At 62.5% G+C, this 16,381-nt stretch carries 14 protein-coding genes and 2 tRNA genes; 10 read left to right on the forward strand and 6 right to left on the reverse strand.

Features of this window, described 5'->3' with window-relative positions:
• The first annotated feature begins 55 nt into the window (after positions 1-55).
• From gyrB to ABD791_RS10815, 5 genes are all read left to right on the forward strand, one after another.
• The gene (gene gyrB, locus ABD791_RS10795) at positions 56-2,032 is read left to right on the forward strand and encodes a DNA topoisomerase (ATP-hydrolyzing) subunit B (RefSeq protein WP_345066109.1); all 1,977 of its coding nucleotides are present in this window, start codon (positions 56-58) and stop codon (positions 2,030-2,032) included.
• Positions 2,033-2,120: 88 nt separating this feature from the next.
• Entirely contained in the window at positions 2,121-4,628 is a 2,508-nt protein-coding gene (gyrA, locus tag ABD791_RS10800) for a DNA gyrase subunit A (protein WP_345066186.1), read from the forward strand.
• Positions 4,621-5,025, forward strand: coding sequence for a DUF3566 domain-containing protein (locus ABD791_RS10805; RefSeq protein ID WP_345066112.1), 405 nt, complete (start codon positions 4,621-4,623; stop codon positions 5,023-5,025). The genes gyrA and ABD791_RS10805 overlap by 8 nt, the downstream gene beginning before the upstream one ends.
• Before the next feature lie 51 nt (positions 5,026-5,076).
• A tRNA-Ile gene (locus ABD791_RS10810) sits at positions 5,077-5,150 on the forward strand.
• Between the two features lie 27 nt (positions 5,151-5,177).
• Positions 5,178-5,250, forward strand: a tRNA-Ala gene (locus ABD791_RS10815).
• Between the two features lie 414 nt (positions 5,251-5,664).
• Here the strand turns inward: ABD791_RS10815 and ABD791_RS10820 are convergent.
• A complete protein-coding gene (locus ABD791_RS10820; protein WP_345066115.1) occupies positions 5,665-6,210 on the reverse strand; it encodes a hypothetical protein in 546 nt (181 codons plus the stop codon).
• Between the two features lie 146 nt (positions 6,211-6,356).
• Here ABD791_RS10820 and ABD791_RS10825 point away from each other — a divergent pair, with 146 nt between their 5' ends.
• Complete coding sequence (locus tag ABD791_RS10825; protein WP_345066118.1) at positions 6,357-6,896, forward strand: peptidylprolyl isomerase; 540 nt, start codon at positions 6,357-6,359, stop codon at positions 6,894-6,896.
• Positions 6,897-7,052: 156 nt separating this feature from the next.
• Positions 7,053-7,760, forward strand: coding sequence for a rhomboid family intramembrane serine protease (locus ABD791_RS10830; protein ID WP_345066121.1), 708 nt, complete (start codon positions 7,053-7,055; stop codon positions 7,758-7,760).
• A gap of 118 nt (positions 7,761-7,878) precedes the next feature.
• On the opposite strand, the gene ABD791_RS10835 is transcribed toward ABD791_RS10830, so the two are convergent.
• Positions 7,879-8,124 carry a cell division protein CrgA gene (locus tag ABD791_RS10835; protein ID WP_345066124.1) on the reverse strand — a complete coding sequence of 82 codons (246 nt, stop codon included), beginning with the start codon at positions 8,122-8,124 and terminating at the stop codon, positions 7,879-7,881.
• 86 nt (positions 8,125-8,210) lie between these two features.
• Between ABD791_RS10835 and ABD791_RS10840 the strand changes: the two genes are divergently transcribed.
• Genes ABD791_RS10840 through ABD791_RS10850 form a run of 3 tightly spaced genes read left to right on the forward strand, consistent with a single transcriptional unit; the run spans position 8,211 to position 9,836 of the window.
• Positions 8,211-9,029: a class E sortase gene (locus tag ABD791_RS10840; protein ID WP_345066126.1), complete on the forward strand. Its 819-nt coding sequence runs from the start codon at positions 8,211-8,213 to the stop codon at positions 9,027-9,029.
• A gap of 10 nt (positions 9,030-9,039) precedes the next feature.
• Positions 9,040-9,201, forward strand: a complete 162-nt coding sequence (locus tag ABD791_RS10845) for a hypothetical protein (RefSeq protein ID WP_345066128.1) — start codon at positions 9,040-9,042, stop codon at positions 9,199-9,201.
• Positions 9,198-9,836: an anthranilate synthase component II gene (locus ABD791_RS10850; protein ID WP_345066131.1), complete on the forward strand. Its 639-nt coding sequence runs from the start codon at positions 9,198-9,200 to the stop codon at positions 9,834-9,836. The genes ABD791_RS10845 and ABD791_RS10850 overlap by 4 nt, the downstream gene beginning before the upstream one ends.
• A 229-nt stretch (positions 9,837-10,065) precedes the next feature.
• Here the strand turns inward: ABD791_RS10850 and pknB are convergent, their stop codons facing one another.
• From pknB to ABD791_RS10870, 4 genes are read right to left on the reverse strand one after another with little or no spacing between them, the layout of a single operon-like run.
• Positions 10,066-11,760: a Stk1 family PASTA domain-containing Ser/Thr kinase gene (gene pknB / locus ABD791_RS10855; protein WP_345066134.1), complete on the reverse strand. Its 1,695-nt coding sequence runs from the start codon at positions 11,758-11,760 to the stop codon at positions 10,066-10,068.
• Positions 11,761-11,808: 48 nt separating this feature from the next.
• Positions 11,809-13,539, reverse strand: coding sequence for a serine/threonine-protein kinase (locus ABD791_RS10860; RefSeq protein ID WP_345066137.1), 1,731 nt, complete (start codon positions 13,537-13,539; stop codon positions 11,809-11,811).
• Entirely contained in the window at positions 13,536-14,987 is a 1,452-nt protein-coding gene (locus ABD791_RS10865) for a peptidoglycan D,D-transpeptidase FtsI family protein (protein ID WP_345066141.1), read from the reverse strand. Before ABD791_RS10865 ends, ABD791_RS10860 begins: the two co-directional genes overlap by 4 nt.
• Entirely contained in the window at positions 14,988-16,370 is a 1,383-nt protein-coding gene (locus tag ABD791_RS10870) for an FtsW/RodA/SpoVE family cell cycle protein (RefSeq protein WP_345066189.1), read from the reverse strand.
• Positions 16,371-16,381 lie beyond the last annotated feature (11 nt).

The raw sequence follows: 16,381 nt of genomic DNA on the forward strand, positions 1-16,381 counted from the left end.
CCCGGTTTGGTAGACTGAAGAGTCGCCAGAGCGACAGAGCGGAGTCCATCTTCAGATGACAGTAGAACCTCAGACCGAGCCGGCACACGAATACGGCGCAGACGAAATTCAGGTTCTCGAAGGACTTGAAGCCGTACGCAAACGACCCGGAATGTACATCGGTTCTACCGGTCCCCGCGGGCTCCACCACCTGGTTTACGAGATCGTCGACAACTCTGTCGATGAGGCGCTGGCCGGGTATTGCGACACCATCGACATCCGGATCCAAGCGGATGGCGCAGTGCGCGTGGCCGACAACGGCCGCGGCATCCCCGTCGACATTCACAAGTCAGAAGGCCGTTCGACGGTCGAAGTTGTTCTCACGGTGCTTCACGCCGGCGGTAAGTTCGGCGGCGGCGGCTATGCGGTCTCCGGTGGACTTCACGGTGTCGGTAGCTCGGTCGTGAACGCTCTCTCGAGCCGTCTCGAGGTCGAGGTGCGTCGTCAGGGCCACGTCTGGCGCCAGAGTTTTACCCACGGTGTACCGAACGCTCCGCTCGAAATGGGCGAAGAATCAGATGAGACCGGCACGACGATCACGTTCTGGCCCAGTGCCGACACGTTTGAAACCATCGACTTTGACTACGAGACGCTGCGTGCGCGTTTTCAGCAGATGGCGTTCTTGAACAAGGGACTGCGCCTCACGCTCACCGACGAGCGCATCGACCAGCTCGATGTCGAAGGAAAGCCGCTCACCAACTCGTTCATGTACGAGCAGGGCCTCGTCGACTACGTCGAGTACCTCAACCGTGCCCGCAAGTCAGACCTCGTCAACGAAGAGATCATCTCGTTCGAGATGGAAGACACCGAGCGCAAGATCGCACTCGAGGTCGCCATGCAGTGGACGACTGCATACACGGAGAGCGTTCACACCTACGCCAACACCATCAACACCCATGAGGGCGGAACCCACGAAGAGGGTTTCCGTGCCGCGCTCACCACACTGGTGAATAAGTACGCCCGCGAAAAGGGCATCCTGAAAGAAAAGGATGACAACCTCTCTGGTGACGATGTGCGTGAAGGTCTGACAGCTGTCGTGTCGATCAAACTCGCCGAGCCGCAGTTCGAGGGGCAGACGAAGACCAAGCTCGGCAACACCGAAGCGAAGGCGTTCGTTCAGCGTGTCGCCGGCGATCAGCTCGCCGACTGGTTCGGCCGCAACCCGGTCGCCGCCAAGGAGATCATCCGCAAGGCGCTCCAGGCTGCCACCGCTCGCATGGCCGCCCGCAAGGCGCGCGAGACTGCGCGTCGTAAGGGGCTGCTTGAGGGTGGCGGGATGCCGGGCAAGCTCAAGGACTGCCAGAGCAAAGACCCGTCGGTCTCTGAAATCTTCATCGTCGAGGGTGACTCGGCCGGCGGTTCCGCCGTGCAGGGTCGCAACCCCGAGACTCAGGCGATTCTGCCGTTGCGCGGCAAGATCCTGAACGTTGAGAAGGCGCGTCTTGACCGTGCACTCGGCAATGCCGAAGTGCAGGCGATGATCACCGCGTTCGGTGCCGGAATCGGGGAAGACTTCAACCCCGAAAAGGTTCGGTACCACAAGATCGTTTTGATGGCCGATGCTGACGTCGACGGCCAGCACATCACCACGCTGCTGCTCACGTTGCTGTTCCGCTACATGCGCCCCCTGATCGACCTCGGCTACGTCTATCTGGCTCAGCCCCCGCTGTACCGGTTGAAGTGGTCGAATGCCGCGCACCAGTATGTGTACTCCGACAAGGAGCGCGACGCGATGCTCGCCGATGGCGCTGTCGCCGGCAAGCGCATCCCGAAAGACAACGGCATCCAGCGCTACAAGGGTCTCGGCGAGATGGACTACAAGGAGCTGTGGGAAACCACGATGGCTCCCGAAAGCCGCACCCTGCTGCAGGTCACACTCGACGACGCTGCCGCAGCCGACGAGATCTTCTCGACCCTGATGGGCGAAGACGTAGAGTCTCGCCGAAACTTCATCCAAAAGAACGCGAAGGACGTGCGCTTCCTTGACATCTAACGAGACGCCCACCGAAAACTCGGGCGAAACGGGCACCACAAACGCGGCAGAAACCGCTGCCAGCGACGCCGCGGCCGCCGCTCACCTCGTGCAGCACGGCAAGATCGACCAGGTCGATCTGCAGCTCGAAATGCAGCGCTCCTACCTCGACTACGCCATGAGCGTCATCGTCGGACGAGCCCTGCCCGACGTTCGTGACGGTCTGAAGCCCGTTCACCGCCGCGTGATCTACGCCATGTTCGACGGCGGCTACCGCCCAGACAAGGCCTTCTCCAAGTGTGCCCGTGTCGTCGGCGACGTGATGGGGCAGTTCCACCCGCACGGTGACTCCTCGATCTATGACGCCCTCGTGCGCTTGGTGCAGCCGTGGAGCCTGCGTTACCCGCTCGCGCTCGGCCAGGGAAACTTCGGTTCTCCCGGAAACGACGGCGCCGCTGCCCCGCGATACACCGAAACGAAGATGGCCCCGCTGGCCCTCGAGATGGTGCGCGACATCGACGAAGACACCGTCGACTTTCAAGACAACTATGACGGCCGCACACTCGAGCCGACCGTGCTGCCCGCGCGCTTCCCGAACCTGTTGGTCAACGGTTCAGTCGGTATCGCCGTCGGTATGGCCACCAACATCCCGCCGCACAACTTGCGTGAAGTCGCCTCCGGAGCGCTGTGGTTCCTCGAGAACCCCGAAGCGAACCGTGAGGAGCTTCTCGAAGCCCTGATGCTGCGCATCAAGGGCCCCGACTTTCCGACCGGTGCCCAGATTCTCGGCACCAAGGGCATCCACGATGCCTACCGCACCGGCCGTGGCTCCATCACGATGCGTGCCGTGGTCAGCATCGAAGAGCTGCAGGGTCGCACCTGCCTCGTGATCACCGAGCTGCCGTACCAGGTCAACCCTGACAACCTGGCGATCAAGATCGCCGATTTGGTCAAGGATGGCAAGGTCGCCGGCATCGCAGACATCCGTGATGAGACCTCAGGTCGCACCGGTCAGCGCCTCGTCATCGTGCTCAAGCGCGATGCGGTGGCCAAGGTCGTGCTGAACAATCTCTACAAGCACACGCAGCTGCAGGACAACTTCGGCGCAAACATGCTGGCCATCGTCGATGGGATCCCGCGCACGCTGCCCCTCGATGGGTTCATCAGCCACTGGGTGACGCACCAGATCGAGGTCATCGTTCGGCGCACCCAGTTCCGACTGAACAAGGCTGAAGCGGATGCTCACATCCTGCGCGGTTACCTCAAGGCACTCGATGCCCTCGACGAGGTCATCGCCCTGATTCGTCGATCCGCGACGGTCGACGATGCCCGCGAGGGCCTGATGGCTCTGCTGGATGTCGACAAGCTGCAGGCCGATGCGATTCTCGCGATGCAGCTGCGTCGTCTGGCCGCTCTCGAGCGTCAGAAGATCATCGACCAGGCGGCAGAGCTCGAGCGTCAGATCGCCGAATTCAAGGCGATCCTCGCGAGTCCCGAGCGCCAGCGCACGATCGTCAGAGAAGAACTCACCGAGATCACCGACAAGTTCGGCGATGACCGTCGCACCGAGATCATGTTCGGGTTCGATGGCGACATGTCGATCGAAGACCTCATTCCTGAAGAGGAAATGGTGGTCACCGTCACGCGCGGCGGCTACATCAAGCGCACGCGCAGCGACAACTACCGAAACCAGCACCGTGGCGGTAAGGGCGTCAAGGGCGCGCAGCTGCGCGCCGACGACGTGGTCGAGCACTTCTTCGTGACGACCACCCACCACTGGCTGCTCTTCTTCACGAACACCGGCCGGGTCTACCGGGCCAAGGCGTACGAAGTGCAGGAGGCCGGCCGCGATGCCAAGGGTCAGCACGTCGCCAATCTGCTCGCGCTGCAGCCGGGTGAAGAGATCGCACAGATTCTCGACATCCGTGACTACGAAGTGGCCCAGTACCTCACGCTGGCCACGCGTGAAGGCCTGATCAAGAAGACTGCGCTGAGCGAGTACGACACGAACCGTTCCGGCGGCATCATCGCGATCAAGCTGCGCGAGGGTGACGAGCTCGTCTCGGCGTTGCTGGTCGAACAGGATTCCGACCTGTTGTTGGTCTCTCGCAAGGGCATGTCGATTCGGTTCACCGCGTCAGATGAAGCACTGCGGCCGATGGGACGTTCGACGTCTGGTGTCATCGGCATGCACTTCCGTGGCGACGACAATCTGCTCGACGCCTCCGTCGTTTCTGAAGACGGATTCGTCTTCGTGGTGACAGAGGGCGGCTACGCCAAGCGCACCGCAGCCGACCAGTACCGCCTGCAGAACCGCGGTGGTTTGGGCATCAAGGTGGCCAAATTGAACGAGGACCGTGGCGACCTGGTGGGCTCGCTGATTGTCGACGAAGAGGACGAAGTCCTAGTGGTTCTTGCCAGCGGCAAGGTGGTACGCTCTGACGTCGCTGAAGTGCCTGCCAAGGGCCGCGACACTATGGGCGTGGTCTTCGCGAAGTTCGCGGAAACTGACAGGATCATCGCCATCGCAAAAAACACCGAACGTAATCTGGTGCCCGAAGAAGTTGACGAGGCAGCCGAGGGCGATTCGGAGAAAGTTGAGACCGTAGATGAGTAGCGTCGCAGAGAAACTTGCCAAGAAGTCGACTCGTTCGAAACCAACCAAGCAGGTTCGCCTGAAGCTGGTTTACATCGACTTCTGGTCGAGTGTGAAGTTGTCATTCCTGGTCGCAATCTGCCTGGCTGTGGTGACAATCGTCGCCACCTTCTTGATCTTCACTGTGTTGAACCAGACCGGTCTGTTCGACAAGGCGAATGCCTTGTACACAGATATCGCCGGCAGCTCGGCCGATCTGAAGAGCTTCTTGTCGATTGGCAACGTGATGGGTTTTGCCGTCATCGTCGCAATTCTGAACACCGTTGTGATCACCGCACTCGGTGCGATTTTCGCCGTTTTGTACAATCTGAGCGTCAAGATCACTGGTGGATTGCTCGTGGGATTCACCAACAACTAGCTCGATTGGGATAATCGCGCAGATTCCGATAGTCTCGAATCTGCCCGATTGGGGGATATAGCTCAGGCGGTTAGAGCGCTTCGCTGATAACGAAGAGGTCCCAGGTTCAAGTCCTGGTATCCCCACAAATGGTCACTTCCGGGTGATCATTCGGGGCCATAGCTCAATTGGTAGAGCGCCTGCTTTGCAAGCAGGAGGTCCGGGGTTCGATTCCCCGTGGCTCCACAAATAAGAAAGACCCCCACCCCCGCTTTTGGGGTGGGGGTCTTTCTTATTTAAGTTTGCACTGCGAATCGAACGCGGAGCGAGCGACGAAGGAGCGAGCGTAGGGGCTCCCCGTCCACCGGCGAGAGACTCTAGCCCCCGTGGCTCCGGCGAGCGAAGCGAGCTCGGAGGCTCTGACAAGGCGTCTCAGCCGGTTTCGTGGTTCCGGCACCCCGATCCCTCATCGCGTCCCAGAAATCGGCTCACGGGGTCTCGAGACGCGTCCTCCTTCGTCGGGCGCTCCTCGACCAACGGTCACATCGAGGCCGGTGAGCGAAGCGAGCTCGGCCGGTCGAGCTGCGATGAGGCCCCCATGCCCACAAAAAAGGCCCACATCTTTCGATGTGGGCCTTTCATGAGGCACGAAAAGGCGCTCTACGCCTCAGCATTCCCCTTCAGCGCCTCAAACTCATCATCGGCGACCCAGAGCTCGTCATCGGCCCGGAAAGTCTGCCAGACGGCGTACGCGACGCCGACAGCAGCCGCGATGCCGATCCCGAGTGCAATATACGTGCCGGCACCCGGACCCTTTTTCTGCTCGACCACGACGGGCTTCTGAAAGCTCAGACGTCCGAGCGCGGCGCGCACCCGGGCATCCCGAGCGATGTCGCCGACCGACATGACACCGCCGATGGTATTGCCGATCACGTTGCCGATTCCGGGGATCACGTCGTTCGTGACCCGGCGGCGAACGTCGCCGGCGATGTGCTGGGTGGCGTGCACGCCAGGCTGCACGTACTGCTCGTATCCTTCGCGAACGCGAGGAACGACTTCTTCACGGGTGAGCACACCGGCCTGGCGGCCGGCCTCCCTGGCCACGGCATTGGCGTGGTCCATCACCTCTTGCTGGTGGCTCCACAGTTCGTCGGCGCTCTTGCGCAGGCGAGTGAGTTCCTTGCGGCGCTTGCGTGACAGGCTCATCTGGACCCTCCATCGTTGTCATCGGGCGAACACACACCATCTTGCCACTGAATCGGCTGGATGCACTCTGAGTATCTGCAGTGCATCTGTAACGGCCGCATTCTGCGATCGACTCCGTTCAGAGGTGCTGTGCAAGAATTATCGCTATGTCTAAGCACACTGCTGTCGCCACTCTCAACACGTCACTCGGACCGATCAAGGTCAACCTCTACGGAAACCACGCCCCGAAGACTGTGAAGAACTTCGTAGGCCTCGCCACCGGTGAGATCGAATGGAAGCACCCGGGCACGGGCGAGACCTCGAAGACGCCGCTCTACGACGGCACTATCTTCCACCGCATCATCAAAGACTTCATGATCCAGGCCGGCGACCCGCTGGGCCAGGGCATCGGTGGCCCCGGCTACCAGTTCGACGACGAGATCAGCCCCGACCTCGACTTCACCCAGCCGTACGTGCTCGCCATGGCGAACGCCGGCATCCAGGGTGGCCGTGGCACCAACGGCTCGCAGTTCTTCATCACCGTTGTTCCGACGACCTGGCTGCAGGGCAAGCACTCGATCTTCGGCGCCGTCGAAGACGAGGCGTCGCGCGCCATCGTCGACAAGCTCGCTACCGTTGCCACCGACGGCCGTGACCGCCCCCTCGAAGACGTTGTCATCGAGAGCATCACCGTCGAGCAGGTCTAGGCACACTTCTTCATGTCGGGGATGCCGCAAGCGGCTGCAAATTACTGCTATCGGCACCCCGACAGGCAGAGTTTTGTGCTCTGCCAACGCTGCGGGCGCACCATCTGTGGCGAATGCCAGACCCAAGCCGCCGTCGGCGTGATCTGCCCGGAGTGCATGCGCGAACAGCGCGCCACTGCGCCGCGCACGAAGCCGGCACTGTTGACGCGGCTGAACCGGATGACCGGCGACGGCACCCCGGTTGTGACCTATTCGATCATCGCGGTGTCGGTCTTCGTTTATCTCCTGCAGCTGATTCCAGCCTTGGGGGTTACCGAAGCCCTGTTGTATGCCGGCGCCTATTCGTACCCGCAGTTCTTTGAGCCGTGGCGCATGCTGACCAGCGTCTTCGTGCACAGCACCGGCGGGTTCCCGTTCCACATCTTGCTGAACATGTACACGCTGTGGATCTTCGGTTCGCTGCTTGAGCGGATGCTCGGCCGCTGGCGCTTTCTGGTCGTCTACCTGCTGAGCGGGCTGGCTGGTTCGCTCGGCGTGCTGTTTCTCGCGGCTCCGAACGTCGCCGTGGTCGGCGCATCCGGAGCGATCTTCGGCGTGATCAGTGCGTTCCTCGTCATTCACCAGCGCCTCGGCGCCAACATGACTCAGCTGGTCGTGCTGGTCGCCATCAACCTGGTGATCGGGTTCATTCCTGGATTCGGAATCTCCTGGCAAGCGCACCTCGGTGGCCTGATCGGCGGCGCGCTGCTCGGGCTCATCTTCGTGCAGACGCGCAAGCGCAGCCAGCAGACGCTGCAGATTGCGCTGCTCATCGCATTGGCCGCAGTGATGATTCTGCTGAGCTTCAGCAAGTTCCTCGTCTGAGGGAGCGCTCCTGCAGGAGGTCGCGCTCTAACCGGCCAAGTAAGTTATCCACAGGAGTTTCCACATGGGGATAATTACACCGTTGTAACTTCCCGGCAGAAGGCCTGTGACCGGGGAATTAACGCCAGCGCGTTGTCATCAGGAAGCCGATGAAGGCGATCCCGAAGCCGACCAGGATGTTCCAGGAGGCCAGTGCCGGAATCGGCAACTGGCCCTGGCTGACGTAGAAGACGATGATCCAGACCAGGCCGAGAAGCATGAAGCCGAACATCACCGGCTTGAACCACACCGGGTTCGGTGCTTGCTCGCCGGAGCGGGTTGCCTCGTCGCGTGCGGGCTTGGTGCGGGGATTCGTACGTGCCATGCGAGAGATTCTACCGTCATCGACCGGCCGAACTCGGTGCAGGCTCGGGGCGAAAGCGCAGGCTGGCCCCGATTAGGATTGTCAGCATGACCGATGACGCCGAGTTTCGCGGAGAACCGCGCTCACCCGACGCCCGTCATCGAGGTCGAAAGAAGCGAATACGCCGCCCCGTCACGGTGATTGGTGTGCTCGGTGAGCTTCTCATCACTGCCGGCGCCGTCGTGCTCCTCTTTCTCGGTTGGCAGCTGTGGTGGAACGACATGATGATGGCCAACTCGCAGACGCAGGCGTCGACGGACATCAGTCGGGAGTGGATCGAGCAGGCCACGAAGGCCACCCCGCCCCCTGAGGAGGCCACTCCTCTGCCCGCCGACTTCGGCGAACCGGTCGTTGCGGCCCAGCCAGCAGAGACTGAAGCGTTCGCGGTGCTCTACGTGCCGCGTTTCGGCGCCGACTACCACCGCACGATCGCCGGAGGCGTCGGAACGAATGTGCTGAACAGCCCGCGCACCGGCATCGGGCATTACCCCGGCACCCAGATGCCGGGTGAGGTCGGAAACTTCGCGATTGCCGCGCATCGCAGCGCGAACGGCGGCGGCATGCACTTGATCAACGAGCTCCAGCTTGGCGACGCGATCTACGTGCAGACCGCCGACGGCTACTTCACGTACCGGTTCCGTGACCTCGAATACGTTCCCCCGACGGCGGCCACGGTGATCGCCGGCGTTCCTGGTCACCCCGAGGTGGCTCCGGTCGACCGGATCATCACCATGACAAGTTGCAACCCGCTGCTCTCAACGGCCGAACGCATCATCGCCTACGGCGTCTACGAGTCGTGGCAGCCGTTGACCGCCGGTCCGCCGGCCGAACTTGCTCCGATCATCGCCGCGCAGGCTCAGGGCTAGGAGGCTCCACGTGTACGCAACAATCTGGCGGATTCTCCCGGGACCCGTGTGGCTGCGCATCCTGTTCGTGCTGATCTTGATCGGTGCCGCACTCTTTGCACTGGCTACCTGGGTGTTCCCGTGGGTGGAATCGATTACGACGAATCAGGAAGCGACGGTAGGTGCCTCATGACACGCATCCTGGTCATCGACAACTACGACAGCTTTGTGTATACCCTCAACGGCTACCTGATGGAGCTGGGCGCCGAGACCGATGTTGTGCGCAACGACGACTTTCCGGATTCCGAGGTGCCGGTACGCATCGCCGAGTACGACGGTGTGCTCGTGTCTCCCGGTCCGGGCAAGCCCGCAGACGCCGGGATGTCGATCGCCGCGGTCAAGGCGGCCTACGCCTCAGGCCTGCCGCTGTTCGGCGTGTGCTTGGGCCACCAGGCGATCGCCGAAGCGTTCGGGGCAACGGTTACCAACGCCGATGAACTCATGCACGGCAAGACGTCGCTGATCACCCACGATGACAGCCCCTTCTACGACGGGGTGCCGCAGCCCTTCACCGCCACGCGCTATCACTCGCTTGCCGTCGTCGATTCGACGGTTCCTGACGAGCTCGTGGTCACGTCGCGCACACAGGGCGGAGTGATCATGGGCTTGCGCCATGCCACCGCACCAATTCTCGGCGTGCAGTTTCACCCCGAGTCCGTGCTGACAGAGGGCGGCTATCTGATGCTCGGCAACTGGCTGGCGCTGACAGGCCTGCCCGAAGCGCGCGAGACCGCGAAGGGCTTGAACCCGCTGTTGCGGCTCGGCTGAGGTCGTTGATCGAGGAGCAGCCGACGAAGGAGGCCGCGTCTCGAGATCCCGCAAGCCAATCCTTGAACGTGGGTTGCGTGTGAACATCGGCTCGCGAGGTCTCGAGACGCTCGCTGGCGCTCGCTCCTCGACCAACGACTGCTCGTCGAGCTTGACCGTTCCGGTCGAGTTTGACCGGCGCAACGGGGAATCTCGACCGCAACGGTCAAGCTCGGTGGGCTCGGCGACGCTAGCCGGCGCAGTAGGTGAGCGTGACCTCAGACTTCTGGGGCACCTGGCCGGGCGGCAGCGACTGCGTGGTAACCGGAGAGCCTGGTTTCTCCGAGCAGTCGTAGTCAGGCTCAGGAACCGGAACCAACTGCAGTGTGGTGCCGAGCAACAGATCTGTCGCGGCGCTCAGAGACTGGCCGCGCAGATCGCCCAGGGTGACCATGCCGTTGGAGACGAAGAAGTTGATCGTCGACCCGACTTCGTGCTCACCGGCGACCGGATCGGTGCGCAACACGAGGTCAGCTGCGACGGTCGGGGAATCTTCTTTCGTCACCGATCCGGGGGTGAACCCGGCGGCGGTGATTGCGGCCTGTGCCGCGTCAATGGGCTGATTGCTGACATCCGGAACCGCGGCCATCTCCGCCCCGGTCGAAACGTACACGGTGATGACTTCCTGGGGCACAACAATGGTGCCCGACGGCGGGTCGGTGCGGATGACCTGATCAGCGGGCACCGTTGCGCTCGACTCTTCGGTCTTCAGAGCGGTCAGGTCCAAGTCGAGCAGTGCGCTTTGCGCTTCTTCGTAGCTCTGCCCGGTCAGGCTCGGAACCTTGCGGGAGTTATCGGGGATCTCGGTCGACGGTGACAAGCTGAACACCCAGAACATCACGGCGATGACGATGACGATGACGCTGACGATTCCCGCCCAGATCCAGATCACCGGTGGACGCCGCTGCGTGCGCACCATGGTCTGATCCTCGGACAGCTGCTTCAGAGCGAGTTCGGAACTCGACACAGCGCCGGTCGGTGTGCCGAACAAACCGGCGGCCGAGTCATCGACCGGGCGGTGAACCGGAATCTGGCCGGAACCGGCGGTCTCGACGTCGTTGCGAAACTCCACCGCACTTTGGTACCGGGAGAATCGATCTTTGGCGAGGGCATGCAAGACCACGGTGTCGAGGGCCGGAGACACCTTGGGGTTGATCGAGCTCGGCTTGACCGGAGTTTCACTGACGTGCTGGTAAGCCACCGCCACCGGGGTATCGCCGCGAAACGGCGGCCGGCCGGCGAGCATCTCGAAGAGCACCACGCCGGCGGAGTAAAGGTCGGTGCGCGCGTCGACTGACTCGCCTTTGGCTTGCTCAGGAGAGAAATAGGAGGCGGTGCCGAGAATCGCGGTGGTTTGGGCGACGGTTGTCGACGAATCAGAGATGGCACGGGCAATGCCGAAGTCCATCACCTTCACCTGACCGGTGCGGGTGATCATGATGTTGCCAGGCTTGATGTCGCGGTGAACGACGCCGGCGCGGTGGGAGTACTCGAGGGCAGTCAGAACACCATCGATGATGCGCACGGCCTCTGCGCTGTCGAGCGGACCTTCGCTGATGATGTCTTTAAGCAGTCGCCCGTCGACGAACTCCATGATGATGAACGGCAGCTGGGTCTCGTGGCCGTTTTCCTCGGTGACGGTCTCTTCGCCGGCATCGAAGACCCGCACGATCGTCGGGTGGGCCATGCGTGCTGCAGCCTGTGCCTCCTGCCGAAACCGGGTGCGGAATGCGGGGTCGACGGCGAGCGAGGGCTTGAGCAGTTTGATCGCGACGGCACGCCCGAGACGAGAGTCGGTGCCGATGTGCACATCGGACATCCCGCCACGACCGATGAGTGCGCCGACCCGGTATCGACCCGCCAGAAGACGGCCTTCCTCAATCAAGACGCAACTCCCCGCTCGGTGGCAACTGTGGACATGGGCGCCCTACTCCTATGGCTTCTTAGGGGTGGGGACGGCCGTCGGTACCGAATCCTCGGTGACCGTGACCGTCGTGGCCGGCGAGAATTCTGATGCAACGGGGCCGCAGAAGTAGCGGTAGCTCACGTTGAAATCAGTGCTTCCCGCCTCGATCGTGACGTTCGTGACATCGGCCCCTGTCGGGTTCGCCGACGTGATCGTCGCCCCTCCGTCAACCTGTGCCTCATATCCGGAGAGTGTCTGACCGGCCGGGCAGGTTGCTGCCGGCCAGGAGACCTCAACGCTGTCGCCGCTCGCGACCGAACTGGGCGTCGCGGACGGCCCTGAGCTCGGGGTATCAGGTGTCGCGACAGCGCCGTAGACCGTGACAGTGATCGTCTGCTTGAACGCGACAGGACCGGTCGGGTTCACGTCGTAGACGTGATCAACCTGGTCTTCGCTTTCTGCAGCTTTTCCGGTCTGGATGTTGGCGACGAGATCCATGCCCTCAAGTTTCGCGCGGGCCTCTGCGCTCGTCAGTCCGGAGAACTCGGCCAGTGTCACCTGAACCGTCGTCGGAGGAGGCGGAGTCGATGCCGTCGGCGACGGAGCCTGTGATGGTGTTTTCGGCGGTGTGGCCGGAGTCGAGGTCGTGGCCGGCGCCTGCGGGGTGTTCTGGGTCGTCAAAGCGAAGACGATTCCGCCGAGTACCAGCACCAGCAAAGCGATCAGCACGATCAACGGCCAGGTCCACGGGCTGCGCTTCTTCTTCTTTTCTTCTTCGGCCGCTGCCGCAGCTGCGGCCGACTCCTGGGTGCCCGGAATGGAGAGCGGAAGAACCGTCGTCGCGTCGTCGTTGCCTCCGACGCCCGGCATCAGCATGGTCGCGGCAGTGGGAGTGTTTCCGCCGAGCACTGCAGGCACGGATGCCGCAGCGGCCGCGACGTCTCCACGGCGAAGCGCCGTTGCGGCGCGCGCCAGGTGCGCGGCAGAGGCCGGACGTTCGGCTGGGTCCTTCGCGAGGCACGCGAAGACCAGGTTGCGAACGGGCTCTGACACGGTGACGGGCAGGTCGGGAGCCGTCTCATTGATCTGGGCCATGGCAATGGCAACCTGCGATTCGCCGGTGAACGGGCGACGCCCGGCCAGAGATTCGTAGGCGACGATGCCGAGCGAGTAAATGTCGGTCGTCGGTGAGGCCGGGCGGCCGCTCGCCTGCTCTGGCGAGAGGTACTGCACGGTGCCCATCACCTGACCGGTTGCCGTGAGCGGAACCTGGTCGGCGATGCGGGCGATGCCGAAGTCGGTGATCTTGACGCGGCCATCCGGCGTGATCAAGAGGTTTCCGGGCTTGATATCGCGGTGCACGAGACCTGCGGCGTGGGCAGCGTGGAGCGCGGCGGCGGTCTGGGCGACGATGTCGAGCACCTTGTCGGTGGGCAACACATGTTCGCGCTCGAGCACAGTGGAGAGCGCCTCGCCGGGCACGAGCTCCATCACCAAGAAGGCGCTGCCGTCTTCTTCTCCGTAGTCGAAGACATTGGCGATGCCCTCGTGGTTGACCAAGGCAGCATGGCGGGCCTCGGCGCGAAAGCGCTCGAGGAATCCGGGGTCGCCGAGATATTCGTCCTTCAGGATCTTGATGGCGACTGAGCGGCCGATGACGAGGTCAGTGGCCTTCCATACTTCACCCATGCCGCCGATGGCAATCCGTGACGCCAGCTCGTAACGCCCCCCGAAGGTGAGCCCTGTTGTCGGTCTCATTTATTCAGCACCGCCTCTAGTACCTTCTGTGCAATTGGCGCGGCAATAAGATTGCCGTACCCCGTTTGGCCGAGCCCTCCACCGTTCTCAACGAGAACGGTGATCGCATACTTTGGGTCGTTTGCAGGGGCAAATCCGGTAAACCACAGCGTGTACGGATCGGTGTCACCGTTCTCTGCTGTGCCGGTCTTTCCCGCCACTTCAACCCCGTCTATTCTTGCATTGCTTGCCGCGCCGTCATTGACGCCGTTGACCATCATCTGCGTCATTGTTGCGGCGTTTTCTGGGCTGATCACCTGTCGCACCACCTTCGGCTCGAAACTCTGACGGGTGCTCAGGTCTGGGGCAAGAATTTCGTCAACCATATTGGGTGCGAGAAGCTCCCCGCCGTTGGCGATTGTTGCCGAGACCATGGCCATCTGAAGTGGCGTGGCCCGCACCGTGTACTGGCCGAACGCCGACAGTGCGGTCTGGGCATCGTCGAGCCCGCGCGGGTACACGCTCTGCGTTACGTCGAGGGGAATCTCGTAGTCGGTGTTGAAGCCGAACTTCTCGGCCATCTCGCGGATGGCGTCGTTGCCGAGCTGCAGGCCGAGTTCCGCCATCGGGATGTTGCACGACAGCTTCAACGCGGTGGCGATGCTGACCTGGTCGCCCGGGCCGCAGGTGCCGCCGCCCGAGTTGATGACGATCGAGCTGGAGCCGGGAAGCTGGAACTCACCCGGGTTCGGGAACATGGTGTCGGGGGTGAACTTGCCTGACTCCAGGGCCGCTGCGACGACAACGAGTTTGAAGACCGAGCCGGGTGGGTTCAGCTCGTTGATGGTGCGGTCGATCAGCGGATCTGTCGGATCGTTGACCAGTGCGTCGTAGCGTTCGTTGACGAGTTTCGTGTCGTGAACGGCCAACTCGTTCGGGTCGAAGCTGGGCTTGGAGACCATGGCCAGTACCTTGCCGGTCTTCGGCTCTGTCACGATCACCGCGCCGGTGTAGTCGCCCAGGGCATCCCAGGCCGCCTGCTGAGCCACCGGGTCGATGGTGGTCTCGACGGCGGCGCCCTTCGGCGTCGCTCCGGTGACGATCGCGCTGAGCTGGTCGAAGAACTGCGAGTTCGAGGTGCCGCTCAACTCACGGTTGAGCGCAGCTTCCAGTCCGGTCGGTGCGCCGTTCACCGGGAAGAAACCGGTGACAGGTGCGTAGAGCGGACCGTTGCTATAGGTGCGCTGGAACTTGAAATCGTCGTCAACCGGCATCGACTGCGCGATCGGCTCTCCGGCGACGAGAATCGGTCCCCGTTCAACCGAATAACTGTTCAGAAGGGTGCGGGTGTTGCGAGCATCCGCTGCCAGGTTGTCGGCTTGCACCGCCTGAATGATCGTCGTCGAGGTGAGAAGGGTGAGAAACATCAGCAGCACGACGATGCTGACTCTCTTGAGTTCGCGATTCATCTAAACCACCAGCTTGGGTTGATTACGTACCGTGTCGGAGAGACGCAGCAGCAGTGCGGCGATGATCCAGTTGGCGACCAGCGAGGAGCCGCCAGCCGCGAGAAAGGGTGTCGTGAGACCGGTCAGCGGGATGACGCGGGTGACGCCACCGATCACGATGAAGCACTGCAGGGCAACGACGAAGGCGAGACCGACGCCGAGCAGCTTGCCGAAATCGTCTTGACCGGCGAAGCCGATGCGAAAGCCGCGGGCAACGAAGAGCATGTAGAGCACGAGAATTGCGAAGATTCCGGCCAAACCGAGTTCCTCGCCGAGACTGGCGATGATGTAGTCGCTCTGCGGAACGGGCGTGATATCGGGGCGGCCCTGGCCGAGGCCAGTGCCGATCAGGCCTCCGTTGGCGAGGCCGAAGATGCCCTGCACCAGCTGGTAGCTGCCGCCGTTTGCCGCGTAGACCTCTGGATTGAATGCGTCGAGCCAATTGGTGAACCGGCCGTTGACGTAGTCGAGGGTCTGGCTGGCGATGAGGGCGCCGCCAATGAACAGGGTGAGGCCGAGCACGACCCAACTCAGGCGCCCGGTGGCCACGTACAACATGACCAGGAACAGGCCGAAGTACAGCAAGGCGGTGCCGAGGTCACGCTGAAAGACGATGACAGACATCGACAGTGCCCACACGACGAGGATGGGCCCGAGGTCGCGCAGGCGCGGGAATTGCAGGCCGAGGAACCGCTTGCCGACCATGGCGAGGCTGTCACGGTTCTGCACCAGGTAGCCGGCGAAGAACACGGCCAGCGCGATCTTGGCGATCTCACCGGGCTGGAAGGTGGCGAAGTCGCCGATGCCGATCCAGACGCGGGCTCCGTTGACCTCGTGGCCGAGACCGGGGATCAGGGGCAACAGGAGGAGCACCACGGCGACGAACCCGGCGATGTAGGTGTACCGGAACAACACCCGGTGGTTGCGGATCACCAGCATCACGGCAATCGCGCAGAGAATGGCGAGGGCGCTCCAGGCAATCTGGCGTACAGAGGCGCTTGCCCAGCCCTCTTCACTGTTCGCGATGTCGATGCGGTAAATCATCGCGATACCGAGGCCATTCAGAACCGTGACGATCGGCAAAATGAAGGGGTCGGCATCTCGAGCCGTGAACCGCATGACAACGTGCAGGGCCAGCACCAGCACCGACAGACCTGCGCCGAGCAACACCAGCTGGGTGTCGATGTGGCCGAGGGCGCCGAGCTGAACGAGCACGATGGTGGATGCGTTGATCGCGCAGGCGATGAGCAGCAGGAACAGCTCAAGATTGCGCAGTTTCTGAGGCAGGTGCAGGCGTTTGATGGCGCCGGTTTTCGGAGCCGTCGCCCGCGGCGACGACTCCATGACGATCGGTT

Origin of the sequence: Glaciibacter kafniensis (genome assembly GCF_039538945.1) — a bacterium.
Classification (GTDB): domain Bacteria; phylum Actinomycetota; class Actinomycetes; order Actinomycetales; family Microbacteriaceae; genus Cryobacterium; species Cryobacterium kafniensis.

What these genes read in the sequence shown, in the direction of transcription:
- gyrB (WP_345066109.1), top strand. Translation starts at nt 56, where the DNA reads ATGACAGTAGAACCTCAGACCGAGCCGGCACACGAATACGGCGCAGAC.
- ABD791_RS10805 (WP_345066112.1), top strand. Translation starts at nt 4,621, where the DNA reads ATGAGTAGCGTCGCAGAGAAACTTGCCAAGAAGTCGACTCGTTCGAAA.
- ABD791_RS10820 (WP_345066115.1), bottom strand. Translation starts at nt 6,210, where the DNA reads ATGAGCCTGTCACGCAAGCGCCGCAAGGAACTCACTCGCCTGCGCAAG.
- ABD791_RS10825 (WP_345066118.1), top strand. Translation starts at nt 6,357, where the DNA reads ATGTCTAAGCACACTGCTGTCGCCACTCTCAACACGTCACTCGGACCG.
- ABD791_RS10830 (WP_345066121.1), top strand. Translation starts at nt 7,053, where the DNA reads ATGCGCGAACAGCGCGCCACTGCGCCGCGCACGAAGCCGGCACTGTTG.
- ABD791_RS10835 (WP_345066124.1), bottom strand. Translation starts at nt 8,124, where the DNA reads ATGGCACGTACGAATCCCCGCACCAAGCCCGCACGCGACGAGGCAACC.
- ABD791_RS10840 (WP_345066126.1), top strand. Translation starts at nt 8,211, where the DNA reads ATGACCGATGACGCCGAGTTTCGCGGAGAACCGCGCTCACCCGACGCC.
- ABD791_RS10850 (WP_345066131.1), top strand. Translation starts at nt 9,198, where the DNA reads ATGACACGCATCCTGGTCATCGACAACTACGACAGCTTTGTGTATACC.
- ABD791_RS10860 (WP_345066137.1), bottom strand. Translation starts at nt 13,539, where the DNA reads ATGAGACCGACAACAGGGCTCACCTTCGGGGGGCGTTACGAGCTGGCG.
- ABD791_RS10865 (WP_345066141.1), bottom strand. Translation starts at nt 14,987, where the DNA reads ATGAATCGCGAACTCAAGAGAGTCAGCATCGTCGTGCTGCTGATGTTT.
- ABD791_RS10870 (WP_345066189.1), bottom strand. Translation starts at nt 16,370, where the DNA reads ATGGAGTCGTCGCCGCGGGCGACGGCTCCGAAAACCGGCGCCATCAAA.